Origin of the sequence: Streptosporangium vulgare, from assembly GCF_042428775.1 — a bacterium.
In the GTDB taxonomy this organism is placed as follows: domain Bacteria; phylum Actinomycetota; class Actinomycetes; order Streptosporangiales; family Streptosporangiaceae; genus Streptosporangium; species Streptosporangium vulgare.
Map to the genome: position 1 here is coordinate 444,745 of NZ_JBHMBS010000002.1, position 16,181 is coordinate 460,925.

General features: G+C 71.8%; 11 protein-coding genes. 8 read left to right on the forward strand and 3 right to left on the reverse strand.

Features of this window, described 5'->3' with window-relative positions; translation table 11 throughout:
- The first annotated feature begins 41 nt into the window (after positions 1-41).
- The gene (locus tag ACFFRH_RS06035; protein ID WP_344749795.1) at positions 42-515 is read left to right on the forward strand and encodes a hypothetical protein; all 474 of its coding nucleotides are present in this window, start codon (positions 42-44) and stop codon (positions 513-515) included.
- A gap of 51 nt (positions 516-566) precedes the next feature.
- On the opposite strand, the gene ACFFRH_RS06040 is transcribed toward ACFFRH_RS06035, so the two are convergent.
- Positions 567-1,973 carry a benzoate/H(+) symporter BenE family transporter gene (locus ACFFRH_RS06040; protein ID WP_344749796.1) on the reverse strand — a complete coding sequence of 469 codons (1,407 nt, stop codon included), beginning with the start codon at positions 1,971-1,973 and terminating at the stop codon, positions 567-569.
- 179 nt (positions 1,974-2,152) lie between these two features.
- Between ACFFRH_RS06040 and ACFFRH_RS06045 the strand changes: the two genes are divergently transcribed.
- Positions 2,153-2,926 carry a helix-turn-helix domain-containing protein gene (locus tag ACFFRH_RS06045; protein WP_344749700.1) on the forward strand — a complete coding sequence of 258 codons (774 nt, stop codon included), beginning with the start codon at positions 2,153-2,155 and terminating at the stop codon, positions 2,924-2,926.
- Positions 2,927-2,987: 61 nt separating this feature from the next.
- A complete protein-coding gene (locus ACFFRH_RS06050; RefSeq protein WP_344749702.1) occupies positions 2,988-4,220 on the forward strand; it encodes an MFS transporter in 1,233 nt (410 codons plus the stop codon).
- Positions 4,221-4,397: 177 nt separating this feature from the next.
- Here the strand turns inward: ACFFRH_RS06050 and ACFFRH_RS06055 are convergent, their stop codons facing one another.
- Positions 4,398-5,144, reverse strand: a complete 747-nt coding sequence (locus tag ACFFRH_RS06055) for an MBL fold metallo-hydrolase (protein ID WP_344749703.1) — start codon at positions 5,142-5,144, stop codon at positions 4,398-4,400.
- Between the two features lie 186 nt (positions 5,145-5,330).
- On the opposite strand from ACFFRH_RS06055, the gene rho reads away from it, so the two are divergent.
- The 3 genes from rho to ACFFRH_RS06070 all read left to right on the forward strand — a co-directional run bounded on the left by rho (position 5,331) and on the right by ACFFRH_RS06070 (position 9,429).
- Complete coding sequence (rho, locus tag ACFFRH_RS06060; protein ID WP_386154863.1) at positions 5,331-6,563, forward strand: transcription termination factor Rho; 1,233 nt, start codon at positions 5,331-5,333, stop codon at positions 6,561-6,563.
- Positions 6,564-6,655: 92 nt separating this feature from the next.
- Entirely contained in the window at positions 6,656-7,486 is an 831-nt protein-coding gene (locus ACFFRH_RS06065; protein ID WP_344749705.1) for a putative RNA methyltransferase, read from the forward strand.
- A 176-nt stretch (positions 7,487-7,662) separates the two neighbouring features.
- Positions 7,663-9,429 carry a S9 family peptidase gene (locus ACFFRH_RS06070; protein WP_386154867.1) on the forward strand — a complete coding sequence of 589 codons (1,767 nt, stop codon included), beginning with the start codon at positions 7,663-7,665 and terminating at the stop codon, positions 9,427-9,429.
- 202 nt (positions 9,430-9,631) lie between these two features.
- On the opposite strand, the gene ACFFRH_RS06075 is transcribed toward ACFFRH_RS06070, so the two are convergent.
- On the reverse strand, positions 9,632-11,170 hold the full coding sequence (locus ACFFRH_RS06075) for a PP2C family protein-serine/threonine phosphatase (protein ID WP_344749707.1): 1,539 nt from the start codon (positions 11,168-11,170) through the stop codon (positions 9,632-9,634).
- 120 nt (positions 11,171-11,290) lie between these two features.
- Here ACFFRH_RS06075 and ACFFRH_RS06080 point away from each other — a divergent pair, with 120 nt between their 5' ends.
- Positions 11,291-15,466 (forward strand): HAMP domain-containing protein, encoded by a 4,176-nt coding sequence (locus ACFFRH_RS06080; RefSeq protein WP_386154871.1) that lies wholly within the window; start codon positions 11,291-11,293, stop codon positions 15,464-15,466.
- A 3-nt stretch (positions 15,467-15,469) separates the two neighbouring features.
- Positions 15,470-16,102, forward strand: coding sequence for a response regulator (locus tag ACFFRH_RS06085; protein ID WP_344749708.1), 633 nt, complete (start codon positions 15,470-15,472; stop codon positions 16,100-16,102).
- The last annotated feature ends 79 nt before the right edge of the window (positions 16,103-16,181 follow it).

A 16,181-nucleotide genomic window follows, 5' to 3' on the forward strand; every position in this document is an offset into this window, starting at 1 on the left:
TAGTGCTGGGACTTCTCTTGATCGTACTCGCGGGTGCGACCGTGATCGCGGTTTCCTGGGACGAGACCGCGGCATCGACCACCACCGCTTCGTTCACCGTGTTCGACCGCCTGTTCCAGTTCACCCAGCTGGAGCTCTTCTTCGCGGGTGTGGCCACCGGAGCGGTCTTCCTGCTCGGCCTGGGCGTGATGTTCTCCGGCATGCGGCGCTCGGCCGCGAACCGTCGCAGGCTCCGCGCCTCGCGGATGGAGGCGCGTGACCGCGTCACCCGCCTGGAGGAGGAGAAGCGGGAGCTGGAGCGCAAGCTCGAAACGGCTCCCGGCGCCCCTGCCGCCCCCGTCGCCCCTGCGGCTCCCGCGACCGCGACCGCCACGACCCCCGTGGTCGACCGCGACCGCGACGGCGTCGACGACCGTGTCGAGGACACCGCGCCCCACCCCCGGGTCGAGGTGCCCCGCCAGTCCTCCACCGACCAGCTCGTGGCCGGTCGCCACGGCCGCTCGGACCACCGCTAGCTCGGACCAGCGCTGGTTCGGACCACCGCTGGTCACGCCCGCTCTCAGCTCTCAGCCGGTGCGCCCCGCAGGCCGCACCGGCTGAGGCGTGTCCGGGCCTCCCGCGCCCACTCCGGGACCTCCCCCGTCCGAGCCCGAGCCTCCCTCGCCCGGGTCTTCCCTGTCCGAGCCCGGACCTCCCCCGCACACGCTTCGACCTCCCCCATCCGAGCCCGGACCTTCCTCCCCCGAGCCCAGAGCTTTCTCTCCCGAGCCGGGATCCGACACGGTCTCGCCCACCGGGGCCTCGCCGGCCGGGGTTCGGGGGGATGGTTTCCCGCGACGGTGCAGAAGTGTCATGAGACCGCCCGCGACGAGCCCCCAGAAGGCGGCGCCCACGCCCAGGAGTGTCAGTCCCGACGCGGTGACCACGAAGGTGACGGCCGCGGCCTCCCTGCCCTCGGGGTCGGCGACGGCGGAGGCGACGGCCGAGGCGAGCGCCCCGAGCAGGGCGAGACCGGCGACGGCCTCGACGAGCAGCGGCGGGGAGAGCAGGACGAGCGCGGTGGCCAGTCCCGAGCCGACCCCCAGGACGATCATCGCGACGCCCGAGGAGACCGAGGCGATCCACCGGCGGGCCGGATCGGGGTCGGCGTCGGGTCCGGCGGACAGCGCGGCGCTGATCGCCGCCAGGTTCACCGCGTGGCCGCCCAGCGGAGCGCCCAGCGTGCTCGCCAGGCCGGTGGAGACGAGGATCCCGCGCAGCGGGGGACGGTAGCCGTACCCGGCGAGGACCGCCATGCCCGGCACGTTCTGCGAGGCCATGGTGACCAGGAAGAGCGGGAGCGCGACGCTGACCATCGCCTGGGCGCTCCAGGACGGGACGGTCACCTCCAGTACCGGCCGCACGTCCACCGCGGCCGGCCCGGGACCGGTCAGCGCGATGGCCGCGACGGCGACTAGGAGGGCCACCGGGATCGCCCACTTGCGGGCGAACCTGCTCAGCAGCGCCCAGGTGAGCACGACCGGACCCGCCATCAGCGGTATCTCGGCGAGCGCCCTGACCGGCGCGACGCACAGGTCGAGCAGGACCCCGGCGAGCATGGCACCGGCGATCGACGTGGGGATGGCCGCGATCCACCGGCCCAGGACGGGGAAGAGACCGGCGGCGGTGAGGAGAAGTCCCGAGACCACGAACGCCCCGACCGCGACGGGGAAACCGCCCTCCACGGCGCCGGTCGCGACCAGCAGCGCCGCCCCCGGGGTGGACCAGGCGCCGACGATCGGGACGCGCTGCCGCAGGCCCAGCCAGACGGCCACCACGCCGCTGGCCACGCAGAGGGCGAGCAGCCCCGAGGCCGCCTGCCGCTGGTCGGCGCCCACCGCCCTGAGCCCCGCCAGGACCACGGCGAAGGAGCTGGCGAAACCGACCACCGCGGCCACCACTCCGGCCAGTACGGGTTGAAGCAGACGTGTCATTTCCGTTCCTCAGGCGTTGACGGCGACGCCGGCGCGTCGCGACGAGGGCGCTCGGACCCGGTGACCTCCCTTCGTTCCTCGCTCCTCTTCGCTTCTCGCCCCGGTCACCGGCGCGTCCTCATGGGGGGAGGGCCAGTCGTTCCGTAAACGGAACGGCTCTCGTGCTGCACGATAGCCCCATGGACTCCGGAGCACAAAGCCCCAGGCCCGCCCAGGAAACCGGCGCACCCGGCCGGCCGTCCGCCGACACCGGCACGCCAGATAGACCGGCCGCCGGCACCGGCACACCCGGTCGACCGGCGTCGGACAGCGGCACGCCCGATCGGCCGGCCTCCGACACCGGCACACCCGACAGGCAGGCCACGGACGGCGGCACACCCGGCAGGCCGGAGGCGGACAGCGGCACGCCCGGCATCGGGCGGCGGATTCGCGGGCTGCGCGAGGAGCGCGGCATCTCCCTGTCCGCCCTCGCCCGCGCCGCCGGTGTCGGCAAGGCCACGCTCTCCGGCCTGGAGAACGGCACCCGCAACCCCACCCTGGACACCCTCTGGGCGATCACCACCGAGCTCGGCGTCCCCCTGGCGATGGCCGTCGGCACCCCGCCGCCGGTGGACGCGGGCGGGAGCGGGCGGACCGGGGGAATCCCCGTCGTCCACGGGACGGCCGTCGAGGGGACGCTGCTCCAGGTCTTCGAGGACGAGGGGGTCACGTACGAGCTCTACCGGCTGGTGATCCGGGCGGGGACGCCGCAGGTCTCGCCCGCCCACCACGAGGGCGTCACCGAGCACGTGACCGTCTTCGCCGGGACGCTCAGCGCCGGACCGGCCGGGGCTCCGCTGCGGGCCGGTCCCGGCGAGCACATCTCCTGGCGGTCGGACGTCCCGCATTCGTACGCCGTCCTCGGTGACCAGGACGTCCACGCCAGCCTGCTCATCCGCTACCCGCGCCGTTGATCCCGGCGTACCCGCGGACCCGATCGCATTCGTAAAACACGTAAAAAGTAATATTTCCCCCATGACACCACGGTCCATGGCGATCCTCTTCTGGGCCACGGGTGTGGTTGCCTACGTCGTCGCCGTCTTCCACCGGCAGTCGCTGGGCGTGGCGGGCATCGAGGCGGCGGCGAGGCTCGACGTCGGCGCGGCGGGACTCTCGGTCCTGGCCATGTGCCAGCTGCTGGTCTACGCGGGCATGCAGGTGCCCGTCGGGATACTGGTCGACCGGCTCGGTTCCAAACGCATGCTGGTCCTGGGGGCCGTGGTGATGGCCTGCGGCGAGCTCGTCTTCGCCCTGGCCGGAGGGCTGCTGCCGGGGATCGCCGGGCGGGCGCTGATCGGGTGCGGGGACGCGATGACGTTCATCAGCGTGATCAGGCTGGTCGGCCTCTCCTTCCCCGCCCGCCGCAACCCGCTGATGGTCCAGCTCACCGGCCTGCTCGGCCAGCTCGGCGCGATCGCCTCCGCGGTGCCCCTCATCTACTCCCTGCACACCTACGGATGGACGCCCACCTTCCTGGGTGCCGCCGTCCTGGGCGTGGTCGCCGCGTTCCTGCTGGTCGCGGTGCTGCGCGACCCCCGCCCCAAGCGTACGGGGGAGCCACCGAGCCTGAAGGCCGCCTGGGCCGAGCCGGGCACCCGGCTGGGCATGTGGACCCACGCGGCCACCCAGTGCTCGGCCGCGGCGTTCCTGATGCTGTGGGGATATCCGTTCCTCGTCCAGGGCCAGGGGCTGGCCCCCGCGACGGCGGGCGTGCTGCTGACCACGCTGACCCTGTGCGGCATGGTGTGCGGGCCGCTGCTCGGCTATCTCGCCGGCCGCTTCCCCTTCCACCGCTCCCGGATGGTGCTCATCGTGATCGGCACCACCGCCGGGGCGTGGACCGCCGTGCTGCTCTGGCCCGGCCGGGCACCGCTCTGGCTGCTGGTGGCGCTCGTGGTGGTGCTGGCGGCGAACGGCCCCGGCTCGATGATCGGCTTCGACTACGCCAGGACCTTCAACCCGGCCACCCGGATCGGCGCGGCCACCGGCATCGTGAACGGCGGCGGCTTCGTCGCGTCCGTGGCGGTGATCGCCCTGATCGGCGTCACCCTCGACCTCCTGGGCGGCACCGGCCTGGACGCCTTCCGGTGGGCGTTCGCCACCCAGTACCCGATCTGGGCGCTGGGCGCCGTCCAGGTCGTCCGCTACCGGGGCAAGGCGCGCCGGCGCCTGATCCCGGCCACCGCCGCCGCCCAGGCGAACTCGTAGCGCCCCCCGATTCGCTCGATCCCCGCCGCCGCCCGGGCGAACTCATGACGCCCCCGATTCGCTCGATCCCGGCCGCCGCCCGGGCGAACTCATGACGTCCCCGGTTCGGACGGGCCTCGCCGAGGGTCCCGGGGCACCTCACGGAGGACCCCGGGTCACCTCGTGCGGGATCGCGGCTCAGACGAGCCTGGTGAAGGGCTCGGCGAAGTGGGCGGTGCCGATCGTCCCGCCCTCCGCCCTGACCCGGTCGAGCAGCTCCACGCGCGTGGCGGCGGCCAGCTCGGGGTCGGCGTCGTAGAGGTAGGGCACCCGCGGGTCCTCCAGCTGCACCGGATGCAGCACCACGTCGCCGGTCAGCACCAGATCGCCGACCTGGACGACCTGGTGACCCGGGGTGTGTCCCGGGGCGAGCAGCACCCGGATGCCGGGCAGCACCTCCGCCCCGCCGTCCACCGCCTGCACCCGCTCGCCCAGCGGCCGGACGACCTGGTCGAGGACCGCCTCGCCCGCCGCGTCGATCTCGGCGCGCTGCAGGACGTGCCGGGCGTTGGCGAAGACCGGCGCCCCCGCGACCACCGCACCGCTCGCGTGGTCGCTGTGCAGGTGCGTGATGACCACCGCGTCCACCTCCTCGGGAGCCGTCCCCACCCGGGCCAGCTCCGCCCCCAGAGCCCCGGGCACCGGTGCCCAGCTCGCCGCGGGCGAGTCGCGGGGGCCGATGCCGGTGTCGACCAGCACCGTACGGCCCGCCGCGTCGCGCAGCAGGTAGCAGTGGAAGTGCAGGATCCACTCGTCCGACTCGCCGTGGCGGCCACCGGGGAACATCTGCGGCATCGGGCGCCGGATCGCGTCGCCCATCGGCCCCACCGCGTCGCACAGCGGGAACACCTCGACCCCGGCGACCGTTATGGGTTGATGTAGCATCCGCTCTCCTGTTCGGGATGAGTCAACGGTGCTACCGTGATACCGGGCGTGACGCACCGCTGGCTAGGCCGCGTGCGACGATCCGCCCCCGTTTCTCGCTTCTTCTCTCGGCACCGCCCCTGTCTCAGGCGTGCGGTCCTCGTCTCCGGATCTCCCGAGATCCCGATCTCCCCTGAAAGGTCACCCATGACCGCCGAACCCGTTTTCAAAGAACCCACCGTAGAAAAAATCATCGCCAAGAAGGTCCCGCGTCCTCGCCGAAGCGACGCGAACACCACCGGGAAGGCCCCTCGCCGGGACGGCGCGGCCACGACCAGCAGGTCCCCCGGGCGCGACACCCCCGCCGAGACCGTGACCGGCCTGCTCGACGTCCGTGACCGGACCGGATACATCCGGACCGCCGGTTACCTGCCGTCCCCGCGCGACGTCCGGGTGCCCCACTCCCAGATCTCCGAGTACGGCCTGCGCCCCGGCGACCACGTCGTGGCCACCGCACGCGCCCCGTACGAGAGGCTGGAGGGAGTGGAGAGCGTGAACGGCGCCGCCGCCTGGCGGCACCGGCCCGACTTCGCGGACATGACCCCGATCCACCCGCGCGACCGGCTCCGCCTGGAGACCGGGTCGCTGACCGGCAGGGTCGTCGACCTGTTCACCCCGGTCGGCAAGGGCCAGCGCGGGCTGATCGTCGCCCCGCCCAAGGCGGGCAAGACGATGGTCCTGCAGGACCTGGCCGCCGCGATCACCGCCAACCACCCGGACTGCCACCTCATGGTCGTGCTCGTCGGCGAGCGCCCCGAGGAGGTCACCGAGATGCGCGAGTCCATCCACGGCGAGGTCGCCGCGTCCACGTTCGACCGTCCCGACCGCGACCACACCGCCGTCGCCGAACTCGCCGTCGAGCGCGCCAAGCGCCTCGCCGAGGCCGGGCACGACGTCGTCCTCCTGCTCGACTCCCTCACCCGGCTCGCCCGCGCGTACAACAACCTCGCCCCCGGTGGCGGGCGCACGCTCGCCGGAGGCATCGACGCCACGGCCCTGCTCCCCCCGCGCCGCTTCTTCGGCGCCGCCCGCAACCTGCGCGACGGCGGCTCGCTCACCATCCTCGCCACCGCGCTGGTCGAGACCGGCTCGCGGATGGACGACAGCCTCTTCGAGGAGTTCAAGGGCACCGGCAACATGGAGCTGCGTCTCAGCCGCGCCCTCGCCGACAAGCGCCTCTTCCCCGCCGTCGACCTCGACGCCTCCAGCACCCGCCGCGAGGAGATCCTCCTCGACCCCCAGGAGCGGCAGCTCACCTGGCGGCTGCGCCGCACGCTGGGCGGCCTGGAGCGGCAGCAGGCCCTGGAGCTCCTCACCGGCAGGCTCGGCGAGACCCCCTCCAACGCCGCCTTCCTCCAGCAGATCCAGCAGACCGCCTGAGCCGCCGTCCTCGCTCCCCGTCCCCGTCCCCCGCTCAGCACGGCCGCTCAGCACGACGGTTCGGCCTCGGCGGGACGCGAGATGATGGGGAGATGCTGGACGATGTCGTCGAACACCTCGCCTGCCCGGTCTGCCGCGGCTCCCTGGAGCTCGGGGAGCGGGTCCTGCGGTGCGCCCAGGGGCACGGCTTCGACGTGGCCAGGCAGGGATACGTCAGCCTGCTGACCGGGTCCCGGGTGCCGGGAACGGCCGACAGCGCGGCCATGGTGGCGGCCAGGGACGCGTTCCTCGCCGCCGGGCACTACGCCCCGCTGGCGGAGGCGGTCGCGGGCGCCTGCCGTACCGGCGCGAAGGTGGTGGCGGACGCCGGTGCCGGGACGGGCCACTATCTCGCGCGGGCGCTCGACGGGCTGCCGGGGGCCACCGGGGTGGCGCTGGACGTCTCCAAGCACGCGATCAGGCGGGCCGCGCGGGCCCATCCCCGGCTGGGGGCGGTGGTGGCCGACGTGTGGAGACCACTACCGCTGGGAGATGACACGATAGACGTGCTTCTCAATGTGTTCGCCCCTAGAAATGGGGCAGAGTTCGCACGAGTGCTTAAGGGGGATGGTGAGCTCGTAGTGGTCACCCCCACCTCGCGGCACCTATCGCCACTGGTGGAGCGGCTGGGGCTCCTGTCGGTGGACGACTCGAAGGAGCGGCGCGTGGCGGAGAGCCTGAACGAACACTTCGTCGAGACCGGCCGGAACACTCTCGCGTTCGAGATGGCCCTGAGGCATGATGCGGTCGAGGCGGTCGTGGAAATGGGGCCCAGCGCCTGGCACACGGATACGGCAGTTATGCGAAGAAGGATCGAAAAACTCCCGGAAATGTGCCTTGTGGAAGCTTCTTTCCGTATGTCTATCTTTAAGCACCGTCCCTGAGCAAGCTGTGTGCTTGACAGCCTCCTTCGAGGCACCTGTTACTGATGTGACTTTTAGTCCGAAATTCCCCGACATTACTCAAGCAATTAGCCGGTGAAGACGACATACTGGACCGCAATCCGGCGAGCCCGCGCCTGGACGCGTGTAGCTGATGCCTTGACGGAGGGAAGCGCCATATGAAGGCGGAGGAGCGCTGGCAGGCCAGGTTCCGCGCGCCGCGCGCGACGTTGCCCGTGTGGGCGGGTCAGGCTCCCAGCCGGTCCGTCTACCGCAGCAACGCCTCGGGGGCGTGGGAGGTCTACGCCTGGGACCGCGCGGGTGGCTCCACCCGCCAGGCGACCTCCAGGCCCAAGGGCACCTCGCACGGCGCGATCGATCCCACCGGCCAGTGGATCTGGTGGTTCGACGACACCGACGGCGACGAGTGGGGCCGGTGGATGCGCCAGCCCTTCTACGGCGGCCCCGACCAGCCGATCGACCTCGCCCCCGGCTTCCCCGCCGGGCTCGGGCTCTCGGCGACGGGCGACGCGGTCATCGGCATGGCCAGGCCGGGACAGGGCTTCACCATCCATCTCGTACGGCCGGGCGAGCCCGCGCGGACGATCTACGAGCACACCGAGGCGGCCGCCGTCTCCGCGGTCTCCCTCGACGGCTCGCTGATCGCGATCAGCCACAGCGAGCGCGGCGACGCCCGCCACCCCGGGCTGCGCGTGCTCAGGCGCAACGGCGACGTCGTCGGCGACCTGCACGACGAGCCCGGCAAGGGGGTCATCGGCCTGCGCTTCGCGCCGGTGTCGGGAGACCGCCGCCTGCTCACCCTGCACGAGCGCAGGGGCCGCCGCGAGCCCCTCGTCTGGGACCCCGAGACCGGCGACCAGCGGGAGATCTGGCTGCGCGACCCGGGCGAGATCACCGCCGACTGGTACGACGACGGCCGCTCGCTGCTCGTCGTGCGCGGCAACCGGGGGCGCACCTACCTGACCCGCTACGACCTTCCCGGTGGCGGGCTCTTCCCGATCGAGACCCAGCACGGCGTGATCGACGCCGCCGCGCCCCGCCCCGACGGCTCCGTCGAGTACTCCTGGTCCAGCGGGGCCCACCCACCGCTGATCCGGTCGACCAGCGGCCACGTGGTGATGAACCACGGCGGCCCCACCTCGCCTCCGTCGGTCCCGGTCGAGGACGTGGACGTGGAGGGCCCCGGCGGCCGCATCCACGCCCTGGTCTCCCGTCCCGAGCGCGGCTCGGGCCCCTTCCCCACGGTCTTCATGTTGCACGGCGGACCCACCGCCCAGGACGACGACTCCTTCGTGCCGCAGGTGGCCGCCTGGGTGGACCTCGGCTTCGCGGTCGTACGGGTCAACTACCGGGGCTCCACCGGATACGGCTCGGCCTGGCGGAACGCCCTGCACGGCGACGTCGGGCACATCGAGCTGGCCGACGTCGCCGCCGTCAGGGACACGATGGTCGACCGCGGCGTCTGCGACCCCGACCGGCTGGTGCTCTCCGGCGCCTCCTGGGGCGGCTACCTCACGCTGCTCGGCCTGGGCACCCAGCCCAAGATGTGGGCGGCGGGCATCGCCACGGTGCCGATCGCCGATCACGTCGCCGCCTACCGGGAGGAGACGGAGGCGCTCCGCTCCTACCACCGCGCCCTGCTCGGCGGCTCGCCCGAGGAGCAGCCCGAGCGGTACGTGAACAGCTCGCCGATCACCTACGTCGACCAGGTCGAGGCCCCGCTGCTCATCCTCGCCGGGGAGAACGACCCGCGCTGCCCGATCGGGCAGATCGAGACGTACGTGGCACGGCTCGCCGAGCGCGACCACGAGCACCGGGTGTACCGCTACGACGCGGGCCACGGCTCCCTGGTCATCTCCGAGCGGATCGCGCAGATGTCGGCCCAGCTGGACTTCGCCAGAAAGCACGTGAAGACCGACATCTAACCCGTACCGCCCCGGTGCGGGCGTGCCGGTCTTCCGGGCGCGCCGGCCTTCCTCCGTGATCCCCGGCCTTCCTCCGTGATCCCCGGCGAGAACGTGCCGATCTTTCACATGCGGCCCCGGAGGCTCCTCCACGTGCGGCCCCGGAAGCGCGCGGGCGGGAAGGCGGGAGCATGCGGAACGGCCGGGACGGCCGGCGGGGCCGTCAGCGGGCCCGCAGGACCACGATCGCCATGTCGTCGGCGCTCGGCTCGGGGGCGAAGTCCTGGACCGCGCGGCGGACCCGCTCGGCGACCGCCCGCGCCGACAGCCCCGCGCACTCGGCGAGCAGCTTGGCCAGCCCCGCGTCGTCGTCGAGCAGCCGCCCGCCCCTGCGGCGCTCGGTGACCCCGTCGGTCACCGCGAGAAGCACGTCACCGGGGTCGAGGTGGACGAGCTCCGCCTTGAAGGTCGCCTCGGGGAAGACGCCCAGCAGTGACTGCGAGGTCACCACGGCCTCCACGACGCCGCTGGGCTTCAGCCGCAGCGCCTCCGGGTGCCCGGCGGAGACCATCGCCACGTCCAGGCCGCTCGGCACGGGCGTGATCTCCCCGTGCAGCAGCGTCAGGAAGCGGGCGCGCTCGCCCTCCTCCAGGATGGCCTGGTTGAGGCGGTCGAGGACGGCCGCCACCCCGTACCCCTCCCGCGAGAGCAGGCGCAGGGTGTGGCGGGCGAGGCCGGTGACCGCGGCGGCCTCGGGGCCGGTCCCGCAGACGTCGCCCACCGCGAACCGCCAGGAGCCGTCGCCAGCCGCGAAGAGATCGTAGAAGTCGCCGCCGACCTCGTTGGTCTCCCCGGCGGGCTCGTAGACCACCGCGGGGTCCAGGCCGGGGATCTCGCCCGGCTCGTCGGGCGGGAGCAGGCTGCGCTGCAGGGCCCGGTTGGCCGCCGCCTGGGTGGCGTACAGCAGGGCGTTGTCCAGGGCGAGCGCGGCGCGGCGGCCGATGTCCTCGGCGTACTGGAAGACGTCCTCGGCGAAGCGGTCGGGCCGCCCCAGGCACATCGCGCCCAGCGTGCGCCCGCGCGCGAGGAGCGGGATGACCAGCATCTGCGAGTCGGCGAGCTGCATGGACCCGCCGGTCTGCGGGATCTGGACGCTGGCGAGCTCCTCCCTGAGCTCGTCGATGCGCCGCTCGTCGGTGTGCCAGAGGTAGGCTGGACGTTGCGGGCCGCCGCCGTTGCTCCATGTGTAGACGGCACACCAGGTGGCCAGCCGCGGCACCACGATCTGCGAGATGATCGCGGGCACCATGTCGGGATCGAGGGTGCCCGCCAGCAGATCGCTGGCGTCGGCGAGAAAACCCATCCATATCGGCCCTCGGCTGGGCTCCTCGGCGGTCCACTCCGAGGACGGCCGCCCGGAGGAGCCGGGCAGCCGGATCCTGGCCCAGTGCGTGCGCTGCTGACCGGCGAAGGTGACACCCCACTCCTCCACCGGCACGGACGGTGCGCCCGGGCTTGCCTCGGGGGCCTGCTTCTGGCGCACCTCGATCTGCAGCCCGTCGCCCAGATGGCTCCAGACGATCTCGAAGGGAACATCGGTCACCTGCGACGACAGGTCGGCCGCGAGCCGCTCGGCGACCGCCAGGACGGGCGCGGCGGCCCAGGCGGTCATCACCTCGATGGTGAACCGTCTGGCGGCGGGAACGGCCGTGTGTCCCGGGGCGAAGGTCGCCGCCAGGACGGCGCGTGGGGCACTGGTCACTGTTCCGTGCCTACCACACTTCCCGTTGGCATGGGGTGAATCGAAGGTGGGACTACACATTGCGCACCGTGACAGACTGGGGTGACTCACGGCTGCGCCCCCGGGAGTCAAGGAGGTCTTATGACCACGGTCAACACCGTGCCCGACGTCGAGGAGCGACGTTACAGCGAATCCGATCTGCGACCAATTCTGCAGACGCTGATCACCTGGCGCGACGGTGACTTCCGCCGCCGGGTGCCGCACGCCCCGCCGGGAATCCTCAGCGAGATCCGCCTGCTGCTCAACGAGGTGGCCGATCGCCGCGAGCACCTGGCCAACGAGCTGCACCGGGTGCGCCGTGAGGTGGTGAAGGAGGGCCGCTTCGGCGAGCGCCTCACCCCCGGTCCCGGCGTGGGTTCCTGGGCCGAGAGCGTCGATTCGGTCAACACGCTGATCGACGCGCTGGTGGGCCCGGTGAGCGGGGCCGCGGACGTGATCGACGCGGTGGCCAAGGGTGATCTGTCCCGGCGGATCGACCTCGACCGCAGTGCCAGGGGCGAGGTGCGCCGCCTCGGCAAGGCGATCAACGGCATGGTCGACCAGCTGTCGCTGTTCACGTCCGAGGTGACGCGGGTGGCCAGGGAGGTCGGCACCGAGGGCCGCCTGGGCGGCCGGGCGAACGTGCGCGGCATGTCGGGAAGCTGGCGCGACCTCACCGAGGCCGTCAACACCATGTCCAGCCGCGTCTCCGCGCAGGTCCGCGACATCGCCGCGGTGACCACCGGGGTCGCGCGAGGCGACCTGAGCCGCAAGGTCACCGTCGACGCGGTCGGCGAGATGTTCGAGCTGAAGAACACCGTCAACACCATGGTGGACCAGCTGCTGGCGTTCGCCGAGGAGGTCACCCGCGTCGCCCGCGAGGTCGGCACCGAGGGCCAGCTCGGCGGCCAGGCGCAGGTGCGCGGCGTCTCGGGGGTCTGGAAGGACCTCACCGACAACGTCAACGTGATGGCGGGCAACCTGACCACCCAGGTCCGCGCCATCGCGGCGGTCTCCACGGCGGTGGCGCAGGGTGACCTCTCCAAGAAGATCACCGCGGACGCCCAGGGCGAGATCCTCCAGCTCAAGGACACCCTGAACACCATGGTGGACCAGCTGTCGATGTTCGCCGACGAGGTCACCCGGGTGGCCCGCGAGGTCGGCACCGAGGGCCAGCTCGGCGGCCAGGCCCGCGTACGCGGCGTCTCCGGCGTCTGGAAGGACCTCACCGACAACGTCAACTCCATGGCCAACAACCTGACCTACCAGGTCCGCAACATCGCCGAGGTCACCACCGCGGTCGCCAACGGGGACCTGACCCGCAAGATCGACGTGAACGCCCAGGGCGAGATCCTCGCCCTGAAGACCACGATCAACACCATGGTCGACCAGCTGTCGTCCTTCGCCTCCGAGGTGAGCCGGGTGGCCCGCGAGGTCGGCTCGGAGGGCCAGCTCGGCGGCCAGGCACAGGTGCCCGGTGTCTCCGGCACCTGGAAGGACCTCACCGACAACGTCAACGTGATGGCGAACAACCTGACCACCCAGGTCCGCCAGATCGCCGCGGTCTCCACCGCCGTCGCCCAGGGCAACCTGTCCAAGAAGATCACCGCGGACGCCCAGGGCGAGATCCTCCAGCTCAAGGACACCCTGAACACCATGGTGGACCAGCTGTCGATGTTCGCCGACGAGGTCACCCGCGTCGCCCGCGAGGTCGGCACCGAGGGCCAGCTCGGCGGCCAGGCCCGCGTACGCGGCGTCTCCGGCGTCTGGAAGGACCTCACCGACAACGTCAACTCCATGGCCAACAACCTGACCTACCAGGTCCGCAACATCGCCGAGGTCACCACCGCGGTGGCGTCCGGCAACCTGACCCGCAAGATCGACGTGAACGCCCAGGGCGAGATCCTCGCCCTGAAGACCACGATCAACACCATGGTCGACCAGCTGTCGTCCTTCGGCGCGGAGGTCACCCGCGTCGCCCGCGAGGTCGGCTCCGAGGGCAAGCTGGGCGGCCAGGCCCGCGTCGAGGGCGCCGAGGGCATCTGGAAGCGCCTCACCGAGAACGTCAACGAGCTCGCCGCCCGCCTCACCACCCAGGTCCGCGCCATCGCCGAGGTCACCACCGCCGTGGCCACCGGCGACCTGACCCGCTCCATCACCGTCGACGCCGAGGGCGAGATCGGCGAGCTGAAGGACAACATCAACATGATGGTGGCGGTGCTGCGCGACACCACCACCGCCAACCAGGAGCAGGACTGGCTGAAGTCCAACCTGGCGAGGATCTCCCGCCTCATGCAGGGCCACCGCGACCTGATGGAGGTCGCCAAGCTCATCATGAGCGAGCTGACTCCGCTGGTGTCGGCCCACTACGGCGCCTTCTACCTCGCCGAGCCCACCGGCGACCGCGACCTGCACCTCATCGCCGGGTACGGCGTCCGCTCCGGCGACGGCCCCCGGCAGCGGTTCGCGACCGGCGAGGGCATCGTGGGCCAGGCCGCGATGGAGGGCCGGGGGATCATCCTCGGCAACGTGCCCGCCCGCTACCTGACCGTCGACACCGGCCTGAGCACCTCCACGCCCGCGCAGATCGTCGTGCTGCCGGTCCTGTTCGAGACGCAGGTGCTCGGCGTGCTGGAGCTGGCCTCGTTCAACGAGTTCAGCGAGATCCACCACGACTTCCTGAACCAGCTCGTCGAGACCATCGGCGTCACGATGAACACGATCATCGCCAACTCCAGGACCGAGGACCTGCTGACCGAGTCGCAGCGCCTCACCACCGAGCTGCGGGAGCGTTCCGACGAGCTCCAGCGCCAGCAGGAGGAGCTGCGCCGCTCCAACGCCGAGCTGGAGGACAAGGCCGCCCTGCTGGCCAAGCAGAACCGGGCCATCGAGATCCAGAACTTCCAGATCGAGCAGGCCCGCCGCACGCTGGAGGAGCGCGCCGAGCAGCTCGCGGTCTCCTCCCGCTACAAGTCCGAGTTCCTCGCCAACATGTCCCACGAGCTGCGCACCCCGCTGAACAGCCTCCTCGTGCTGGCCAAGCTGCTCACCGAGAACGCCGAGGGCAACCTCACCGCCCAGCAGGTGGAGTTCGCCAGGACGATCCACGGCGCCGGCTCGGCCCTGCTGCAGCTGATCAACGACATCCTCGACCTGTCGAAGGTCGAGGCGGGCCGGATGGACATCCACCCCCAGCAGATCTCGCTGCCCAAGCTCGTCGACTACTTCGAGGCCACCTTCGCGCCGCTCGCCCAGGACAAGGGCCTGTCGTTCACCGTCGAGGTCGACCCGTCGATCCCGCAGGAGCTCCGCACCGACGAGCAGCGCCTCCAGCAGGTGCTGCGCAACCTGCTCTCCAACGCGATCAAGTTCACCCCCAAGGGGGAGGTGCGGCTGCGCGTGATCCACGCCAGGCGCGCCGTCTCCTTCGTGGACGACACCCTGCGCGGCGCCGACGGCATCCTCGCCTTCGAGGTGGTCGACACCGGCATCGGGATCGCCTCCGACAAGCTGGAGGTCATCTTCGAGGCGTTCCGCCAGGCCGACGGGACCACCAGCCGCAAGTACGGGGGGACGGGCCTGGGCCTGTCCATCTGCCGCGAGATCGCCCGCCTGCTCGGCGGCGAGATCCACGTGGTCAGCGAGGTCGGCGAGGGCAGCACCTTCACCCTCTACCTGCCCCCGTCGTACGGCGGGCCGCTGGCCTCGCGCGACGGCGGGGCGAGCGCCCCCAGCGCCTCCCCCCGCAACCCGGCGCTCATCGGCGTGCTGGAGGAGCCGGACGACCTGCCGGAGCTGACGTTCAACGACGACATGCCCCTGCCGCAGTTCCCGCAGGGCGAGGGCAAGCCGTGGAAGGGCGACGACCCGCTGACCGGGGCGAAGATCCTGATCGTGGACGACGACATCCGCAACGTGTTCGCGCTGACCAGCGTGCTCGAACGCTACGGCTCCACGGTGATCTACGCCGAGAACGGCCGCGAGGGCATCGAGCAGCTCGAACGCAACGAGGACGTCGCCCTCGTCCTGATGGACATCATGATGCCGGAGATGGACGGCTGGGCCACCACCTCCGCGATCCGCAGGATGCCCCAGTTCGCGGACCTGCCGATCATCGCGCTAACCGCTAAGGTCATGCGAGGCGACCGGGAGAAAAGCATCGCATCCGGCGCCTCCGACTACGTGCCCAAGCCCGTGGACGTCGACCGCCTCCTGGAGAGGTTGCGCGGCTGGCTGACCCGGGGCAAGCCGGCCGGCGACTCCAACGAAGGCGTGTGATCGATGCCGGACAGAGCCAAGATCCTCCTGGTCGACGACCGGGAGGAGAACCTGATCGCGCTCGAGGCCATTCTCAGCTCGCTCGATCTGATACCCGTCCGGGCGAAGTCGGGGGAGGAGGCGCTCAAGGCGCTGCTCGGCACGGAGTTCGCGCTGATCCTGCTCGACGTCCGGATGCCGGGCATGGACGGGTTCGAGACGGCGGCCCACATCAAGCGCCGCGAGCGCACCCGCAACATCCCGATCATCTTCCTCACCGTGGTCGACAGCGCGCCCGACTACGCCTTCCGCAGCTACGCCGCGGGCGCCGTCGACTACCTCACCAAGCCCTTCGACCCGTGGGTGCTCCGGGCCAAGGTCGCGGTGTTCGTGGAGCTCTACAACATGAACCGCAGGCTGGCCGAGCAGGCCACCATGCTCCGCGAGCGCCTCGGCGCGGAGCTTCCGCCCGGTGATGCGTCCGACCAGGCCGCCGTGCTGCCCGAGCTGTCCAGGCGCCTGACCGCCGTCGAGGAGGAGCTCGGCCGGGTCGTCGAGCTGACCCGCAAGAGCGGCGACCCCGGTCTCGCGGGCCCGATGACCGAGCTGTCCAACCGCCTCAGCCACCTGCGCGCGGGCTTCGACGCCCTCACCTGACGGACGCGCCGCGGCGGGGCGGGGCGGGTTTTCCCCAGAGCGGTCCCGGCTTTTCCCCAGAGCGGTCCCGGCGGCCTCC